Annotated in this window: 21 protein-coding genes and 1 pseudogene; 8 read left to right on the forward strand and 14 right to left on the reverse strand. The window is 46.4% G+C overall.

The genetic code is table 11. From position 1 onward, the window contains the following. Positions 1-51 precede the first annotated feature (51 nt). The 4 genes and pseudogenes from ntdP to fabL form a co-directional block, all read right to left on the reverse strand. On the reverse strand, positions 52-582 hold the full coding sequence (ntdP, locus tag M1E06_RS17025) for a nucleoside tri-diphosphate phosphatase (protein ID WP_003179942.1): 531 nt from the start codon (positions 580-582) through the stop codon (positions 52-54). A gap of 163 nt (positions 583-745) precedes the next feature. After that, complete coding sequence (locus M1E06_RS17030) at positions 746-991, reverse strand: YgaB family protein (RefSeq protein ID WP_003179940.1); 246 nt, start codon at positions 989-991, stop codon at positions 746-748. A gap of 175 nt (positions 992-1,166) precedes the next feature. Further along, positions 1,167-1,316, reverse strand: a pseudogene (locus tag M1E06_RS17035) (gamma-type small acid-soluble spore protein); the annotation flags it as partial. A gap of 83 nt (positions 1,317-1,399) precedes the next feature. After that, positions 1,400-2,152, reverse strand: a complete 753-nt coding sequence (fabL, locus tag M1E06_RS17040) for an enoyl-[acyl-carrier-protein] reductase FabL (protein WP_026580620.1) — start codon at positions 2,150-2,152, stop codon at positions 1,400-1,402. Between the two features lie 82 nt (positions 2,153-2,234). Here fabL and M1E06_RS17045 point away from each other — a divergent pair, with 82 nt between their 5' ends. Beyond that, positions 2,235-2,459: a hypothetical protein gene (locus M1E06_RS17045; RefSeq protein ID WP_020450628.1), complete on the forward strand. Its 225-nt coding sequence runs from the start codon at positions 2,235-2,237 to the stop codon at positions 2,457-2,459. Between the two features lie 25 nt (positions 2,460-2,484). Here the strand turns inward: M1E06_RS17045 and mutY are convergent, their stop codons facing one another. Beyond that, the gene (gene mutY, locus M1E06_RS17050; protein WP_020450627.1) at positions 2,485-3,570 is read right to left on the reverse strand and encodes an A/G-specific adenine glycosylase; all 1,086 of its coding nucleotides are present in this window, start codon (positions 3,568-3,570) and stop codon (positions 2,485-2,487) included. 206 nt (positions 3,571-3,776) lie between these two features. Between mutY and M1E06_RS17055 the strand changes: the two genes are divergently transcribed. Further along, positions 3,777-4,760, forward strand: coding sequence for a metal-dependent hydrolase (locus M1E06_RS17055; protein WP_020450626.1), 984 nt, complete (start codon positions 3,777-3,779; stop codon positions 4,758-4,760). Here the strand turns inward: M1E06_RS17055 and M1E06_RS17060 are convergent. The 4 genes from M1E06_RS17060 to M1E06_RS17075 form a co-directional block, all read right to left on the reverse strand. Next, positions 4,757-7,342 (reverse strand): YfhO family protein, encoded by a 2,586-nt coding sequence (locus tag M1E06_RS17060; protein ID WP_216904520.1) that lies wholly within the window; start codon positions 7,340-7,342, stop codon positions 4,757-4,759. The two genes, M1E06_RS17055 and M1E06_RS17060, sit on opposite strands and share 4 nt — an antisense overlap. Beyond that, entirely contained in the window at positions 7,339-7,740 is a 402-nt protein-coding gene (locus tag M1E06_RS17065; protein WP_020450624.1) for a GtrA family protein, read from the reverse strand. The genes M1E06_RS17060 and M1E06_RS17065 overlap by 4 nt, the downstream gene beginning before the upstream one ends. Continuing rightward, positions 7,709-8,668 (reverse strand): glycosyltransferase family 2 protein, encoded by a 960-nt coding sequence (locus tag M1E06_RS17070; protein WP_048350614.1) that lies wholly within the window; start codon positions 8,666-8,668, stop codon positions 7,709-7,711. The genes M1E06_RS17065 and M1E06_RS17070 overlap by 32 nt, the downstream gene beginning before the upstream one ends. Before the next feature lie 742 nt (positions 8,669-9,410). After that, positions 9,411-9,680 (reverse strand): YfhJ family protein, encoded by a 270-nt coding sequence (locus M1E06_RS17075; RefSeq protein ID WP_020450622.1) that lies wholly within the window; start codon positions 9,678-9,680, stop codon positions 9,411-9,413. A gap of 130 nt (positions 9,681-9,810) precedes the next feature. Between M1E06_RS17075 and M1E06_RS17080 the strand changes: the two genes are divergently transcribed. Both M1E06_RS17080 and M1E06_RS17085 read left to right on the forward strand, forming a co-directional pair. After that, positions 9,811-9,960 (forward strand): small, acid-soluble spore protein K, encoded by a 150-nt coding sequence (locus tag M1E06_RS17080; protein WP_003179924.1) that lies wholly within the window; start codon positions 9,811-9,813, stop codon positions 9,958-9,960. Positions 9,961-10,028: 68 nt separating this feature from the next. Further along, entirely contained in the window at positions 10,029-10,157 is a 129-nt protein-coding gene (locus M1E06_RS17085) for a YpzG family protein (protein WP_369878957.1), read from the forward strand. Between the two features lie 29 nt (positions 10,158-10,186). Here M1E06_RS17085 and M1E06_RS17090 read toward each other — a convergent pair whose 3' ends face one another. Further along, positions 10,187-10,501, reverse strand: a complete 315-nt coding sequence (locus tag M1E06_RS17090; protein WP_025810180.1) for a YfhH family protein — start codon at positions 10,499-10,501, stop codon at positions 10,187-10,189. Between the two features lie 4 nt (positions 10,502-10,505). After that, the gene (gene recX / locus M1E06_RS17095; protein ID WP_048350619.1) at positions 10,506-11,297 is read right to left on the reverse strand and encodes a recombination regulator RecX; all 792 of its coding nucleotides are present in this window, start codon (positions 11,295-11,297) and stop codon (positions 10,506-10,508) included. A 68-nt stretch (positions 11,298-11,365) separates the two neighbouring features. Between recX and M1E06_RS17100 the strand changes: the two genes are divergently transcribed. The 4 genes from M1E06_RS17100 (at position 11,366) to M1E06_RS17115 (ending at position 13,506) form a co-directional block, all read left to right on the forward strand. Beyond that, the gene (locus M1E06_RS17100) at positions 11,366-12,265 is read left to right on the forward strand and encodes a TIGR01777 family oxidoreductase (protein WP_048350615.1); all 900 of its coding nucleotides are present in this window, start codon (positions 11,366-11,368) and stop codon (positions 12,263-12,265) included. A 266-nt stretch (positions 12,266-12,531) separates the two neighbouring features. Next, positions 12,532-13,062, forward strand: coding sequence for a GNAT family N-acetyltransferase (locus tag M1E06_RS17105; protein ID WP_020450619.1), 531 nt, complete (start codon positions 12,532-12,534; stop codon positions 13,060-13,062). Between the two features lie 67 nt (positions 13,063-13,129). Then, complete coding sequence (locus M1E06_RS17110; protein WP_023856002.1) at positions 13,130-13,243, forward strand: YfhE family protein; 114 nt, start codon at positions 13,130-13,132, stop codon at positions 13,241-13,243. Between the two features lie 68 nt (positions 13,244-13,311). After that, positions 13,312-13,506 carry a YfhD family protein gene (locus M1E06_RS17115; protein ID WP_020450618.1) on the forward strand — a complete coding sequence of 65 codons (195 nt, stop codon included), beginning with the start codon at positions 13,312-13,314 and terminating at the stop codon, positions 13,504-13,506. A gap of 33 nt (positions 13,507-13,539) precedes the next feature. On the opposite strand, the gene M1E06_RS17120 is transcribed toward M1E06_RS17115, so the two are convergent. From M1E06_RS17120 to mprF, 3 genes are all read right to left on the reverse strand, one after another. After that, positions 13,540-14,118, reverse strand: a complete 579-nt coding sequence (locus M1E06_RS17120) for a nitroreductase family protein (protein ID WP_020450617.1) — start codon at positions 14,116-14,118, stop codon at positions 13,540-13,542. A 102-nt stretch (positions 14,119-14,220) separates the two neighbouring features. Further along, a complete protein-coding gene (locus M1E06_RS17125) occupies positions 14,221-15,117 on the reverse strand; it encodes a PhzF family phenazine biosynthesis isomerase (RefSeq protein ID WP_020450616.1) in 897 nt (298 codons plus the stop codon). 112 nt (positions 15,118-15,229) lie between these two features. Beyond that, complete coding sequence (gene mprF / locus M1E06_RS17130; protein WP_025810187.1) at positions 15,230-17,782, reverse strand: bifunctional lysylphosphatidylglycerol flippase/synthetase MprF; 2,553 nt, start codon at positions 17,780-17,782, stop codon at positions 15,230-15,232. Between the last annotated feature and the right edge of the window lie 56 nt (positions 17,783-17,838).

Raw genomic sequence — 17,838 nt, forward strand, 5'->3', positions numbered from 1 at the left:
ATGTGTGAGTACACCGCAAAAAACCTGTTGGTCTCAACAGGTTTTTCAGGTTTATTTTGTATAATGCAAATACCGTTCATACCAAATATCAATAAATTCAGATGCAAACGGGCCTTTTCTTTGGTGTATCCAATGCAGCAACGTATTTAAGTGGTACCTTAAAATGCCGTCGATTTCCTTCGGATAATTCATCGCCTTTTTATGATCCGCGTACTCATCTTCATCAAGAATATGATACGTCATATCCGGAAAGACTTTCACGTCTAAATCATAGTCGATGTATTTGATGGCTTCATCGTCCAAAGCAAACGGCGAGCTGATGTTGCAATAGTAATAAATCCCGTCTTCGCGAAGCATGCCGATGACGTTAAACCACTGCTTTGCATGGAAATAACAAATTGCGGGCTCTCGCGTCACCCATGTCCGGCCGTCAGATTCTGTGACCATTGTCCGGTCATTGGCGCCGATGATGCACAATTCCGTTGCTTTTAAAATCGTTGTTTCATTCCAAATCCGATGAATCTGTCCATTGTGCTTATAGCTATGAATTTGAATGGTTTCTCCTTCCTTGGGAAAGCCCATGTTTTTCTCCCCTACTTTCTTTGCAAAAGCCTTACAAGTCAGTGTGTCACATCGCCTGTCCGACAGTTCTTTTATTTATTATAACGTTTGAAAATAAAAAATGAAAATAAAACAGCCACTCCCGAACAGGAATGGCTCTTTTCTAAAAACGATAAAGAGAGGCTCATGCTTCGATTCTTTGATAAGCCTGAATCACCTGCTCCGTCTGCTTTTGGAATAAATCCTGAATTTGAGCAAGATCTTTCCGCTTCTGGGATATATCTTCCCGGATCGATAAAAGCTGGGCTTTCTTTTCAAGGGCAGCCAATTCTTTTTCAATTTTCTGGCATCTTTCAATCTCCGCTTGCAGATACAGCAGCTTATCCATAATCTCCATCTGCCCCTGAACCAAGTTTTCAAATTCCGGCATTCGGGATCCTCCATTCTATGCTCTACTCCATTTATTGCCTAACTAACATTTCTCTATACATGCCGGATGTCCTTTGACTGATTGTGGCTAAGATTCGGATGTTTTGTCGGATCAAAAAAACGAAAAGAAAAAAGCACCTCATCCGATGGTGAAGTGCTTTTTCCTGTTTCAGTGATTAGCTGTTTTGCTGTTTTTTTTGCTCAGCTTGTTGGTTATTTTGTCTTACTTGCTGCGCGTCAGTTTCGCTGGCAAATTCAGTGCCGAACTGACCACCTTGTGCAGAAGCTTGGTTTTGTTGTCTTACTTTTTGTGCGTTTGTTTTGGATTGTTGGTTAGCCATTGTATATCACCTCCACGACCATTAGATTGTGCAGGAGGATGATATCCTATTCATTGAACGCGAAAAATTTACACGAGCAGTGAACGGCCGCCGTCAATAATGATCGTCTGTCCGCGGATCATATCCGCTTTCCCTGACGTTAAAAACTCCACCGCATCGACCATGTCGCTAATCTCAACCATGCGGCCGGCAGGCGTATTTTGCCGGGCATCTTCCAAAAGTTCTTCGCGGTTCGGGAAGTGCTTCAGGGCGTCTGTATCGATCGCGCCTCCGGAAACCGCATTGACGATGATGTTTTTCACCGCAAGCTCAACAGCGAGATATCTTGTCAATGATTCAAGCGCAGCTTTTGAAACGCCGACTGTCGTATAGTTTTCCAAATAACGGATCGAACCGAGCGAACTGATGCTCACAATGTGGCCGCCTCCCGTTTTCTCCATCAGCTTTGCCGCTTCCTGCGCGCAGAATAGCAGAGCTTTCGCATTGATGTTCATCGTCCAGTCCCAATGGCTTTCCTCAAGCTCCATGACGGGGCGTAATACGCCGGATGCAGCATTGTTGACGAACACGTCCAGTCTGCCGAAGGCTTCCTCGATTTGCTGAAACATATCTTTTATTTTCGCCGGCTGCCCGACATTCGCCTTGACGACCAATGCTTTGACACCGAGCTTTTCGATTTCTTCAGCCGTCTCAAGGGCCGCTTTTTTGCTTCTTGCATAGTTGATGACGATATTGTAGCCGTTTTCGGCAAGCCTCAGGGCGGCTGCTTTGCCGACGCCGCGGCTGCTTCCTGTAATAAGGGCACATTTTCTTTGTTCCATTTGTCATTCATCTCCTAGTATAGTGATTAAAAATCTGATAAAAAATAGCTCATAACACGATCAAAAAGGAGGCATTCGCCTTATGTACGTAGGACGCGATATGAGCGAGCTCGACCACACGCCGAAAAACGAGTGGAAAGATGCGGAGCTTCTCTATTTTCACCGCGCCTTCCAGCAAATCATGCCATTCCTTAATGAAGAAGGGCATGCCGAATACCTGGAGGTTGTGAAAGAAATTCAAGCAAGAGGCGGACTGCGCCGCCAGGAAGCCGATTATACGCACGGCACCACCATCCAGTACGACTAACGGGCAGCATGCACAGTCAAGCTGCCTATTTCATATACATATTCCATATTTTCTGATGCGAAACCGGGAAGGCATATTCAGCGAGCTCTTCTTTCGTGACCTTTTTAAAGTATGAATCATCCGGTTGATCGAGCGTTTTCCCGAAAAAGACAGAAATGTTCCAGACAAGGTGTGTAAACACGTGTTCTACGATTCCTTCAAGCGGACCGATTTCGGCCTCTATTCCGGCTGCTTCTTTCAAAAAAGCCGCAAGCTGCTCGCGCTCGTGCTTCAGCCCTTTCTGCGTTTCTGTGTTCGGGAATTCCCAAAGGTTTGCCAAAAGGCCTGATGCCGGTCTTTTATGGATATAGATGTATCCTTCTTCATCAGTCAGGACAACGGCTGCAAGAGTTTTTACCGAGGGTTTTTTCTTTTTGCTTTTAACCGGAAGCTCTTTTTCACAGCCTTCTGCAAAAGCGGAACAGTGTTCTCGGACGGGACAGAGAAGGCAGGATGGCGATTTCGGCGTACAGATGACAGCGCCAAGCTCCATCAGCCCCTGGTTAAATTCGGACGGTTTTTCTTCAGAAATAAACGCTTCGACAATTTTTTCAAACAGGGTTTTGGTTTTAGGCTTTGCGATATCATCCCATACGGAAAGAATCCGTGACATGACCCGCATGACATTTCCGTCCACCGCGGGTACCGGCTGATTGTAGGCGATGCTTAGCACCGCGCCTCTTGTATAAGGGCCGACACCTTTTAAGCTGCCGAATTCCTCTTTTGAAGGAGGAACCACTCCTCCGTATCGTTCGTGGACTTCCCTGACAGCGCTCTGCAAGTTCCGAACTCTTGAATAGTATCCCAGTCCTTCCCAGGCTTTAAGCACTTTTTCTTCGTCGGCTTCAGCGAGCGCTTCAACGGTCGGGAATTTTTCGATAAAGTTGTTGAAGTAAGGAATCACCGTATCCACTCTCGTCTGCTGAAGCATCACTTCTGACACCCATACCTTATAAGGGTCGCTGTCTGAGCGCCATGGCAGATCCCGTTTTTCTTGCTCATACCAAGAAATTAAATCTTCTTGAAATTGTTTGATGTTTTTTTGCTCTAATTTCTTTTGCAGATCCATCATGAAACTTCTCCTTGCCTGTGCACGTCACATTTGCATACCGATCTTTTGTTACTTCGGCTTTTTGTTGTAAACTATATGCATATACGATAACATGTTACATTAAAAGTGAAGAAAGCAAAAGCGTTAAATATTTCAGGCAAGGTCCGTCGTTCGTTCTGTTTTTGGAAAATAAAATGATTTTCTAGCACCATTAGGGGAGGTCACCAATGGATACTGGCACACATGTTGTCATGGGCGTTGCACTCGGAGGCATTGCGACGCTTGATCCAGTTGTCGGAATGGACCCATCAATGGCTCAAGCCGTGATGATTGCGACAATCGCCGGATCTCAGGCTCCGGATATCGATACCGTTTTGAAATTGAAAAACAACGCTGTTTATATTAGGCACCACAGGGGATTCACCCATTCCATCCCCGCTGTTCTCGCCTGGTCGCTGATGATTCCGGGCATTCTCATGCTCTTTTATCCCGAAGCCAATCTGCTTCACCTGTGGCTTTGGACCTTTGCCGCGGTCGCGCTTCATGTGTTCGTGGATATTTTTAATGCATACGGAACACAGGCGATCAGACCTTTTTCAAGGAAATGGGTAGCGCTCGGCTTGATTAATACATTTGATCCGTTTATTTTCGTCAGCCATCTCATAGCCATCGCCTTTTGGCTGGCAGGCGCGCATCAGGGCTATACATTTTTGGCTCTTTACATCGTCTTGGCCGGTTATTATCTGGTGAGGTATTTCATGCAGAGGAACATCAAGCATGAACTCCGTGAAAAAATCGAAGATATTGAAGAAATCATTATTTCGCCTACGATGAAATTCAGGCAGTGGCGAATTGCCGTCAAAGCAAAATCGGCTTTTTACGTCGGACGAAGCATGGACGGAAACGTCGTCATCGTTGACACCTTCAACAGGGTGCCTGTGCCGGATACGGACGTGATGAAAGCGGCGAAACAGGATAAGAACATTTCGGCGTTTCTTTCATTCTCACCGGTTTACAAATGGGAGATCGATACGTATAAGGATCACTACGAAGTCCGCTTTATCGATCTGCGATACCGCAGCAAAGGACACTACCCTTTCGTGGCGATCGCGCACATCGACAGAGACACGCTCGAATTAATCACCTCCTATACGGGATGGATTTTCAGCGAGGAAAAACTTCAGAAAAAATTAAAGCTTGGCTCTGTTTAAGAGCCAAGCTTTTTTCTCCTTCTGCCGTACCAGATTCCGATGATGAGGCTGATGACTGTCACGGCCGAGGCAGCTTTGAAGTACGGCGGGTAATAAACGAGCCGGATGTCGTTTTTCCCTTTTTCTATTGAAAATCCGATAAACGCGTAATTTGCCTTATGGACGGTTTGCGGTTTTCCGTTTACAGTGACTTCCCAGCCTTTTTCGTACGGAACCGGCAGGACCATGTAGCGGTCTCCATTTTGATTGTCAAAGCTGATGGACACTTGATTGTTCCGCCAGTCCAAGTCGGCGGCCGGCGCTTTTTCGGCGGCCGCTTTTTTCAGCAATTGATAGTCTTCCTGGTGCAGGCTCAAATGGTCCAATTGATATTTCCCTTTTGGTAGCCTGATTGAAATTTTATCTGTTTTCGGGACCCTGATCGTTAAATCGTAAACACCTGTTTTGTAAATCGACTCGTTCGATTTTCTTGATGTTACATAATCATTGACCCGCAAGTTAAAGAATTGGTCTTTTGCAAGGCTTTTTAAATAAAATCCGACATAATAGTCGCCTTCTTTCGGAAGCCCGCCTTCGGGAATGAGATCGATGCCGCCATTTTCGGCGGTGACGTCGAGGACGCCGTTATGATAGCTCGCCCCTTCGGTTTTCAGCTTCGTCTGCTTCATCAAATCAGGAACGTCCGGCGGCTGCACTTTTTCATCATCGCCATTCTCAAGCACGATTCCTTCAAGCATCGCATGCTCCCGCGCTAAAACAGGCGCATCCGCTAAATCTTTTTCCGTAAATACTGTCCGCGCGGTCCGGATAAACGGCATGGTGTATTTGTTTTTATAGACCGCGTAGTGCTCTGATTCATCCGTTTTGCTAAACCCGTACGGAACATTGGCGGCATTCTCTTTTTCCGTCATGTAATACTTGCCGTACAGCAAGCTGTACAAATTGGCCCGGTCGCCCATCGATGCGTAGCGGCTGACGCTTTCCCTTCCCATATCGATTTGCAGGTCTTCCCAATAAAACAGGAGAAGATCGCGATTGAGAATGCTTGAGTAGGCGCTGAAGCCGTTAAAATCCTGCATCAGCGGAGTATTGTTGCGCACGCCGTTCATCCAGTCGATTCTTGTATACGGGTCACCGTCATCGTCTTTTCGAATGTTGTTTAAGAGGCGGCGCTGTTCTTCGCCATTGTACTCATTGCTGGTCAAATAGCTTTTTGTGACGTCTTTAATGCCGCTTGACTCAGACAGAACATATTTCTGATACGTGTTCGCTACGAGAACGGACGATAATAAAATGCAGGCTTGCAAAAAAAGCTGCGATTTCTTATATTGAAACCCCGCCGCCGTAAAGATGGCGATTGTCAGGAACAGAAGCACAAGCATGCTCCAATTTTGCATCAGTGATAAATCCACGTCTTTTCGCCAAATGACCGCGATATAAACCAGAAGGGCGAGCAGGATGGACCATATCATCTCTTTCCGCCTGATGTTTTTCAGTTCTGTCATTCCTGCGGCCGCCGCTCCCCCGATCGTAAAAGCGAGCAGGTATTCAAAGCGGTTCTGCGGAGCGGAGAAACCGTTGAACGCGCTTGCCGCAAGCGGGCTGTAGTGCAAAAGCACAAGCAGCACACTGATTGAGGCAAACAGCCTGAACGTTTTATTTTTATAGAACGAAAACGTGAACAAGAACAGCATAAAGACAGCCGGCAGCAAGACAATGCGGCTGGAAAACAGAATGTTGTCCGTCAGATCGTATACAGCGACAGCCTGTTCATACGGCGGCCGTAAATTGTTTAAAAATCCGTAAACTGCAGGCACAAAGGAAACCGCGCTGATTCCGAAAGAAATCAGGCATGAAGCGGCGAACATCCCGAATTGCTTCCACCTCGGCGCTTCCTTTTCCGGGTCTAGCCGGATCAGCCAGCGGAAGATAATATAGATCGCAATGAAAATCAAGTTGATATAGGCAAAATAAAAGTTATTGATCAGCGTTAAAGAACAAGCCGTAATAAACAGTCCTGTCCGCTTTTCCCTGATAACTTTCTCGGCTCCGGCGACAAGCAGCGGCAGCCACAGCATGGCGTCACTGAAAAATTCCCAGAACACCGTGTGCCTGAAATAGATGACCGACGTACCGTACAAGACCGCACCTGTAAAGGCGGCAAGCTTGTTTTTCACCATGCCGTTTAACGCATACGCTGCCGCTAAAATGATCAGGCTGAGCTTAATGACACTGATGAATACAGAGGCCTGCGCCCAGAACAAAGGGTCCGCATCCCCGGCCAAATGCAAAAGCTGCATCAGAAAAATGGCTGCGGATGAAGCGATGAAGACAAAAGACGTCGTGAAATAATAGCCAAGCTGGCTGTAGATCCCGCCTCCGAGACCGAAAGAATACGAATAAAAGAAGTTCCCTTGTTTGTATTGTTCAAAAAGAAACGACTTAAAAATAATCATTTGTGCAAGTCCGTCGCCGTTCCCAGTCATGTAGCGGTCATGCGCCCATTCATACAGAAAAAAGGAATGGGCGGCCAAGGAAACTGCAACGCTTGCGATCACAAATAAAAAAACTGTTTTCTTCATACTCTTCCCCTGTCTTTTTTCAAAATCTTCCCTGTCACTAAAAATGTCAGAGGAACGGTTAAAAACATGGAGGCAAGCGGAGCTGCCTCACTGTTCATCTTGAAAAAATTCACAAACGTGTAGACGAACAAAGAAGATACCGTCAAATTAAACAGCTGTGTCAGCGGAAATTGCAAAAACTTTGCCAGCGTCGGCTTGATTTTAAATGTAAAATAGCAGTTCAAGAAAAAAGAAATCACAAGACTGACGAAAAAAGCGGCAATATGAGAAACCATATAATTCAACTGAAGCAAAACATGCAGCAGCAAATACACCGCATAGTAATTCAAAGTATTCACTGCACCGACGACGGCGAAGCGAATAAATTCAGGATTCACGATTTTCATGAGTTTCTCCATGAGCGATGTTTGCCTCCTGTATTAAGTAATGAGGCCGCTTTTTCGTCTCATAATAAATGCGCCCGATGTATTCGCCGATGATTCCGAGGCTGAGAAGCTGGATGCCGCCGAGAAACAGGACGGCGGAAATAATCGTAAAATAGCCGGGAACGATCACACCGTATTTTAAGATTCTGATGAATGTCGCAGCGATATAAATAAGCGATAGAAAAAGGATAAAAATACCGGCGTAAAAACAAATTCTCAGCGGTCTGTTGTTGAACGACACAACCCCGTCGATTCCATAGTTCAACAAGTGGCGGAACGACCACTTGGACTTTCCGTTTTTCCTTTCGACGTTCTCGTAATAAACAATCTTTTGGTCAAAACCGATCCAGCAAAACAGCCCTTTTGAGAACCTGTTGCCTTCGCTCAGCTTCAGCATCGCATTGACTGCTTTTCTGCTTAAAAGACGAAAATCGCCGACGCCGTCCCTTAAATCGACTTCCACGGCATTATTGATAAAGCGGTAATAAAGGGACGACAAGTAGGAGCGCACAGGGTTGTCTCCCTTTCTGTTGCGCTGGGCGACCACTTGATCATAGCCTTCCTCATACCCTTTAATAAAATCGTGCAGGAGGTATGTCGGGTGCTGCAAATCCGCATCCATCACCACAACGGCATCGCCGCGGGCATGCTGAAAACCGGCAAGGATGGCTGCCTCCTTGCCGAAATTCCGTGAAAACGAAATATATTTCACACGCTTGCTTTTTTCGGCTAGCTTTTTAATTTCCTCCAATGTTTGATCAGTGCTTCCATCATTTATGTAATAAATTTCATAATCATAATCAATGGATTGAAATTCGTTCCTCAACGATTCATAAATCAATTTAATATTGCTTGCTTCATTGTATGAAGGAATAATGATTGAAACGAATCCTCTCTTCACTTAAAGGCACCTCTTTTGGACATAATAAAATTGCATCCGGCATCCGTTTGGCAGGATACTTGCATCTAGCCGCTTCCCACACAACAAAAGGAAAACTGTGGGCACGCTGTACTATTTTCTACAAGATTATTTTGTCATTATATCAGACATCTATGAACAAGTGGTAAAAAAATGATATTGCTTTAGAATCAAACACGATAACCTAATGGTTTTCCCATTTTACGACATTTTTCGCATTGAATCATATTTTTCCAAATTAAACCCCTGCTCTTCACCAAAAGCCAAAGAAGCCGCAGGGAAAACCTCGTAAGGACCGCTTGTCAAACCGGAGGTCAAAGCCCGCCGCCGCAATCAAATCCTTCCCCTTAATATGCCCTTTGTCATCGGGTGAAAACCGGATTTGATTTCTCCGACTGTTCCATGATGGAAGACCGAACGCTGCAGACAGAGCTTTTTTCATGACTTCACGCCGTTATGCTGCAGTCGAAACCGTGACCCCGCTCCTCTTGCGGCTCCTCCCGACAACCCGGGAATCGGCGAATGACACAATGTAATGGTCATTGATCAGGCAAGCTTACACCAGTCTTCGCTTCAACGGACAGACGGCTCCCGCTCCGGCCTCGCCTTGCCTTCACGCCCTTCATGCGCCATCCGGGCTCCTTTTGATATGCGGCGCTGGCACCGGCAATCCGGAACCAATGACAATCGCTTTCACGCCAATCATTCTTTTCGAAAGAAATGCTTAATGAAGCAGCCCGCGGCCTCCGGAGAACAGATCCTTGTAAGAAGGCTTATCATTTTGAAATAAATGCAACTTGCTGCCATAGTGCTCAATCCACTCTTTGACGACACGCTCTGTCAGCTCTTTTCCTCTGTACGGGTGGCCGGCCTTTGCAAATGTCGCCTCGAAATCCCCCCACAGCAGTTCAACCCATGTTCTGGCTTGTGCGTAACTCAGCATATGATTTTTTTCAAGAAGCGCATTTGTCAGCTTTTCAAAGTACTCTTCCACTTGGCTTTTCCCCCTTTCCCTAAGGAAAAAACTTTCTTTTTGAAAACGTCGTCCTTTTCATATACTAACCTTACGTCTTCCGAACCGAAGACGCAAACATTATGGACTTGATTGGAGGAGCCTAAAAGAGATGCGAAATAAATCAAGAGGCTTTCCGAACATGAACAACAATAAATTTGAAGGCGAGCCCCGGGCCAAAGATGATTTTGCTTCAAAGCGCCCTGACGGAAGCACAAATACTCATCCGCAAGAAAGAATGAGGGCTTCCGGCAAACGCTAAACTTTTCTGGGATGGAGTGATTTCTTTTGTGTGCAAATCGCAAACCGTATACAAACGATTTTAACCAGATGAAAACGCAAAACTATCCGCAGCCATGGGCAAACACAAAGCATGCGCGCGCGCAGGTAAACGGAGAAACGCAGCAGACCCAGGACCTCATCATTCTCCAGCGCAACACGCGCATCCGGACAAGATAACATTTGCGAAAAGGGTTTAAGCTTTTGGCTTAGCCCTTTTCTTTTAATAAAGAAATCGGCAGAGCCTCTTCATGATCAGGTGACGAAAGACGGTATCCCCAGGCGAACACGCCGTTTATATAGCGGATATGGAAATCGTCGCCCCCATCTTCGATTTCGTATACGTTGCCGGCTTTAAAATCGGCCGGATCAAGAAGGTAAGCTTTCGCCATCGCGATTTTTCGTTCGTGGACGGCCAGTTCATTCACAATCCCCATTTGTTCCGCTTTTCTTGCCTTTTCGGTCAGACCCGCGATTTCCTGGTGCAGTTCGTGTGCAGTCATTTCACTGTATCTTTTCTCCATATTCTCATCCCTTTTCATCTAAAAATTGATCAATCATGTCGATTGAAAAGCCTTTTCTGAACAGATGCTGTTTGACCTTCATTTTCGTTTCGTATGATCCGTCATAACCGCACCTCTTCATCGCTTTTTCCCCTTGCTTCTCAAGCGCTTCCCTTTCAGCGCTGTCGTCGTTTTCGTAATCCGTTTCCTGAAGCGCGGCCGAGATGACATCGAAGGAGAACCCCTTTCTGACAAGGTGCTGTTCGATGGCCTGTTTCGTCTCTTTGGAGGACAGCTTTTTTTCTTTTTTCAGCACTTTTTCCGCATGCTTGACCGCGGCCTCGACCTGATCGGAAAACGAAAACGAACTGAGCGCTTCCTGAATCAGTTCATCATCGATCCCTTTCAATTTAAGCTCTCTGAATAGGACATCGGGGCCTTTGCCGCTCGTTTTTCTGTGGGTGCTGACATATGCAGCCGCAAATTCGCGGTCGTCCAAATATTTATAACCTTTAAGCATATGCAGGATTTCTGTGATCGCGGAGTCTGCGACGTCTTTTTTCTTGAGATGGTCTTTAACTTCCTTTGTCGAGCGCATCCGGTATGACAAATAATCGAGCGCTCTTTTGAACCCTTTTTTAACGTCGTCTCCGTACTGAATCTCAATGATATCAAGCTCATCAAGCTCTTTGCCTTTTCGCAGGTCAAACTTGACGAGCACGTCCAGGTCGACGCTGAACGCATACTTTTCATCCAGAAAAATATTGACCCGTTCTTCATTGTTTTTCTGGGCAGAAATCTTTGTAATATATGGCATAAATAACTCCCTTCTTTTGTTTTCTTCTTTTACAATAAGGTTAATGATCATGAAAGGGAGGAATCATGATGAAGATTGCGATTTCCGGCGGGACGGGTTTTATCGGCAAGCATTTGACAAACGCCTTAACCGCCCAGGGACATCACGTCTATATTTTAACAAGAAAACCGGCTGAAACCGAACAAAAAAACACTTCTTACGTTCTCTGGCAAAAAAACGGCACCCGCCCTGAAACAGAGCTGACCGATATCGATGTTTGGATCAATTTAGCCGGAAAATCACTTTTCGGCCGTTGGAATGAAAAAACGAAGGCGGAAATCGCGGCAAGCCGCCTCCGCTCCGTGCAGGAGTCGGCCCGCATCATACAAAGTCTTCGGAAGAAGCCGAACACCTTCATTCAGGCGAGCGCAGTCGGCATTTACGGAACGAGTCTTGAACAGACATTCACAGAGGAATCCCCCGTCTCAGCTGAGGATTTTTTAAGCAGAACGACAGCTTCGTGGGAAAAAGCAGCCGAACCAATTGAAGCGCTTGGCATCCGCACCGTCTGGATGCGTTTTGGCATGGTGCTTGGAAAAGACGGAGGGGCGCTCCCAAAAATGGTGTTCCCCTATCAATTGTTTGCAGGCGGACGCGTCGGCTCAGGGCAGCAATGGGTGCCGTGGATTCATATCGAAGACGTCGTCGGCATGATATTATCAGCGATTGAGCAGCCTCAGCTGTCCGGCCCTGTTAATGTCACGGCACCGAATCCCGTTCAGATGGAAACCTTCGGACAAACCGTCGCGAAAGTAGGAAAGCGCCCCCACTGGCTCCCGGTTCCCGAATTTGTAATAAAAGGCATCCTCGGAGAAATGAGCATGCTCGTGCTGAAAGGGCAGCGCGTCCTCCCGAAAAAAGCGCTTCAGAACGGCTATCATTTCATATATCCCGAACTGGAAGATGCCCTGCAACACCTTTTGACATAAAAGCTGTTTTCCCAACAAAAGCCTTGTAGCTTTTCCTTTCCCAGCTGCGTAAAATGTAAGTATCTTTTTAGCAGCATACAATACAGGGAAGGCAAATGGTGCGCCACCAGGTCTCTGGTTTTAGTGGGTTCGATTCCCACCCCGAATTTTTTAATGGATGTGCAAGATACGCGGACAACTGTTTCCGCAAATTAAAAAATTCCGAGGGTGGATTTATGCGTCCCGTTCTGCTGTAAAAGCCGCCCTCAAACTAAGGAGGGGCTGCCATGCTGAAGAAACGGGAACTGACCGACTGCTATGCACTTTTTGAACTTATGATCCATCCGGATGTCTTCCCTTTTGTCAGAAATAAAGCGGAGACGATTGAAGAGTATATGTTTCATGTCAAAAACATGATCGAAGAAGAAGAACAGGGAAAGCTGATATCGCGAACGATACTTGATGAATGGGAAAACCCTGTCGGCTGCATCAGCTTGTATGAAATCGAAGATCAAAAAGGCTTCCTTGGCACATGGCTCGGCAAACCTTATCATGGAAAAGGCTTGAATCAACGGGCGAAAGACGCGTTTTTTTGCGAGCTTTTTTATGAAAAGCAAATCGAAGCCGTTTTTATGAAAATCAGAAAAACAAATATGCGCTCCCTCAAAGCGGCGGAAAAGCTCCCCTATGCCGTCAAGACTGATCTTGACTGGGCCGGCAGCGATACATTTCACCTGTATGAAATTCCGAAAGATATGTACACGCTGTACAGCATGAGAACATTCGAAGAGGAAAACCGCCGGTTAAAAGAAGCTTAAAACTTGTATAAATGCCGTTGAAACGGACAGCCTGTGAATAACTGAGGTTTTGAGGAGGCTTGAAAAGATGGCTGACAAGAAAAAACGAGAGCATTTTAAATCCTCTCTGAACAAGACGCAGGAAGTCAGATATTCGCGCGAATTTAAAAGGGCTGAGCGCGCCGCAAGGGAAAAATCGTAATGCATAGCGGGAGCCTGATCAGCGAACAATAAAGCTTGACCGGCCGATTATTGATGAGGAGTGATCATATGGGCAGAAATGCAATCCACAAAAACCGTGACAAAAACAAGCAAAAGCTCCCTCAAGTTCCTGATCAGTATAAGAGAGAAGCTGACGGAGTATACGAGGAATATTCTGCGGAACTCGCCGATCAGGATGACCGCGAAGCACAAGCCCGCATGCAGGCGGCTGATAAGCGCGCGGAAAAGCGGCAGTCAAAATAATAATCGAGGCCCGGGATTCCCGGGCCTCATTCTTTAAGTTAATTCGGTCAGTAGCTGTGCTGCCGGGGTCCTGTGCTTCGCTTCAGGAATTTCCGCAGGATATCCGATCTGCAAGAGAGCTGCTACCCGCTCATCGCGCTTCAGCCCCATTAACCTGTGCAATGTTTCATGAGAAAGAACTTCCCCGCTCTTCCATACCATGCCGATGCCTTTTTCCCAAGCGAGAAGCTGAAGATTCTGGATCAAACAGCTGACAGCTGCAAAATCATCTCTTCTGACCCGTTCGTTTTCGTCTTCTTTCATAATAACGAAGAGAAAAGCCGGAACGCTGAGAATATGCTCTCTGAACTTATTGATTTGTTCTTCCTGCATATTCGGCTTGAGCTCTTTAAACGCCGCTTTTAAATTGTCGGCATGCTTCTTTTTCCCGCTTTCCGTCCCGATATAAATGAACCGCCACGGTTCTGTCAGCTTGTGGTTCGGCGCATAAACCGCATCTTCCAAGAGTTCCAGCACCACTTCTTTCGGCACCGGATCCTGTTTAAACTTTCGAATCGTTCTTCTATTTCTGACACAATCGCGAATACTTTGAATTTCCAGCGTGTCGTTCATGTGGCCGCCCCCTCAAATGAAAATGATTATCATTGTTGATTATAATGTTTACCGCTGGCGTTTGCAATGATCATCACTCGTTAAAAAAAGGCGGTATCTGTTTTACACCTCGAAGCTCTGCTTTTCAGCAAATACAGCGGTTCCTGTCATCCGCACTTTCATGATGCCGTTTTGTTCCGCAACTTCGATTTTCACTTTTCCGTCTTTTCCCATTTCCTGACCCTGTTCGATTAGAAAATCAGTCCGGCCCTCTTCACAGAATTCCTTTCCGTACGTTTTCATATAAGCGCCCATCACTCCTGATGCTGTTCCTGTGACAGGATCTTCACTCGTTCCGGAATAAGGCGATGAAAAATGCCTGCCGTGAAGCTGGCAATCCCGATGAATCGTCTCCAGGCAAAACGGGTGGACTGACGCCCGCGGCATTTCGGTTAAAATGTTGGGGAATTCAGCTTGAACGGGCTTCATCCTGCGGATTGCGGCCAAATCTCTCACCGGCACAAGCAATGTCCATATCCCTGTGCTGCCGTAAACAACGGGCAATGCTTCATGAAAGTCCGCTTCGCTGATCCCCAGCGCTTCCGCCAGTTGGCTTCTGCTTCCTGTGAATGACTGAAAACTCGGTGGCGCCTGCTCCAACGTCACCAAAAACCGCTGATTGCCGTCAGAAGCGGTATACACGGAAAGAACACCCGCTTTTGTTTCGACCTTCAACTCCGCCCCGGCTTCGATCGCGCCTTTTTCCAGAAGCGCATAAAGTGAAGCAACAGTCGCATGTCCGCATAGATTCATTTCATGGCCCGGCGTAAAGTAGCGGATCCTTATGTCGGCCGACTCGCTCGGCAGCAGGAAAGACGTTTCGTTATAGCCTGCCTGTTCAGCGATCTTCTGCATTTCACGATCGGTCAATCCGTCTGCTTCAAGCACGATGCCCGCCGGGTTTCCCAGACCCGCCGTCTTTGAAAATGCATCATATCTTAATACTTCAATTTGCTTCATTTTGATCCCCCATTTGTCGAGTTCGATCCTTTCCTTCCAATCATTTGCAGTATACCGCCTTTCATTGCTTCTTACAATGGCAATCTAAAAAAGACCGTTTTAAAAAACGGCCTCACTTCGTTCTCCTTCCGATCAGCCTCGTCACAAGGATCATCGTCACCGGGAGAGATCGGTTTTTCCGGTAGGCTAAATATTTTCCCCGCCAAACCGGTTTATATTTTTCTTTAAAAGACCGCAGTCCGCTAAAACTGTACATGTAGCTGACATTGTTGAAAATCACAGCGGCTAATCGCTCCGTCCAGAATGACTGAAACGATGTCCCTACATTCGATAAAGGGGCCATTCCCATATTGAAGGCCGTGTAGCCCTGTTCTTTTCCCCATTGAAATAAATAGATGAACAGCGCATCCATGATTCCTTTCGGCGCTTTCTTCGAATAGCGCATCAGATCGATGGATATTTCCCCTTCGCGGTACATCGGCATGATATTCATAAACGCGACGATCTCGCCTTCTTCGCTTTTTAAAACGGCAATCGGCGCTTTCTGCAAATAATCTTCATGAAAAAACCCGAGCGAAAAGCCTTTTTCTTTTTTTCGGCCGAGCCATTCATCAGATACCTGCCTCAACTCGTTGAGGAATTCTGCCGAAAACGGCGGCTGTTCGACATGAAATGTATACCCTTCCCGTTCAAAGCGGTTGTGAATCGCCCTTAACCCGGCCCGCTTTTTTCCGGTGATTGTAAAGGTGTCAAGGTCGACAATCGCCTCTTCTCCAAGCTTGAAAAAACGGTATCCGAAATCATGATAGAGCCCCATGTCTTCTCGTTCGATCTGATAGAAAATGACAAGATACCCTTTTTGGTCAGCCGTATGAAGAAATTCTTTGATCACGAGCGGAAACGAGCCTTCCAGGCCGGACGGGTCGCCGAGCACAACGAGACGCTGGCCGACTTTGGCGAATTGAATCAGCGCATTCCCGTCGCTTGAATAAAAAAACCGCTTGTCACCTAAAAAACCCAAATGACTCAAAGCGTTTCCGCCTTTTTCTTTTAAGAATGCCTCCAGTTTCTCCGGGTCAGGAGCTTCACCGACCTCTTTCGTTTTCCTGTTAAACGTCCAGATGAAAACAACGAAATACAGCGGAACGAAAAATAATGCAAAAAACGTCGCGAAGTCGACATGGCGTTCACTGTGAATGAAATAATCTTTTACGAGAATATGGCCGAGCGCCTCCCAAATGTTTGAAGCGATAATATTGTAATTCAGCAAAGTAAAGAGAAAGATAAAAGCTCCCCATGCGATTTGCCCAAATGTGTAGACAGCCCGCTCCCTTGTAAACTGCCCCCTCAGCAGGACAAACAGGACAAATACCACAGGAATCATGAAGACCGCGCTAATATTAAAACCTTTAAAAAGCGTGAACAGAAAGGCAAGAACCAAAGCGGTCAGCGTCATATAATAAGATCTCTTTGTCCTCCGATAAAGCTCCAGCGGCAGGATCAGCAAAATCAAGCCGAAACTGAGGGACAAGCCGTTAAAAAACACCAGCATGTACTTCGGAATATTCGGTATCAATGTAATCCTGTCAATCGGCAGCGCCACGGATGCGATCACAATCGCTCCGCTGCAAAACGCGATGACTGAAAGCGAACCGTTCAGCAGTCTGAATAACAGCGCTCTGTGTAAAATCAACAGAATATTGGTCGTTTCTATTGCCGGGGCAATAATCGGCTTTTCTTCGAGCTTCTTCATTGTATTCCCAGTCAAATCGGCTGCTGCAAAAATAAGGCCGAATACAAAAGGGATAAACGAATAGGCAAGCCTGTAAAGCACAATCGCCGTCAGAGTGATTTCCTGATCAACCCCAAGCTTGCTCATCCCCACCAAAAAAAGCAGGTCGAACGAACCGAATCCGCCGGGAACGAGACTGATCATTCCGGCTACAGATGCAATTGTAAAAACGCCGAGAACGGTTTTCGCATCTAAATCGACCCCCATCGTTACAAGGGAATAATACATAACCGCTGCAGCGGCAAACCACTCGATCACAGATGCACCCAAATACGAAAAGAAGACCGAAAGCCGCATGCCTTTTTCGGCTCCTGCGCTTCTCCTCTTTTTGATCATTAAAATGATGGCCGCACCGGGAGCGATTATCGCCGTACCGGTAACAGCCAGCAGCACCCACGCTTTTTCTGTAAACAGATCTCCGGCAGGCAGAATCCCGGCAAGGACGAGAAGGCAGAGGACAGACAGCCCGAGAAGAATCGAAGACGCAAGCCATGCGATCCCCCTGATCAGCTTCTTCACATCATCAACATGCTCTTTGTAAAGGATCGTTCTCAATCCTGCACCGGACAATCCGCCGAACCCGAGAACATTGTTAAGCGAGTTAGCGATCCAGGACACCTTGATCGTCTTCCATTTCGAAACCTTCATTCCGAGTGAGCGAACCAGAACAAAATCGTATAATGTCATCGCCAAAATGGCGGCAAGTCCGAGAAAAACAAGGATAAACAGGTCAACCCGATTAATTTGATCGATAATCAAAAATGTTGCTTTAAAAGACAGCCCGGCCAGTTCTTTTTTCGCTTGAAAAAAGACAAACAAAAGAACAGCCGCCGGAATTACAATCCTTAAAATCGCCAGCGCATTTTTTTTCATGAAAAACCACTTCTCTCTAATCACAGGATAAATCCATCACGTTTTGAGTGATAACT

The sequence above is a fragment of the Bacillus sp. AK124 genome (assembly GCF_053903085.1).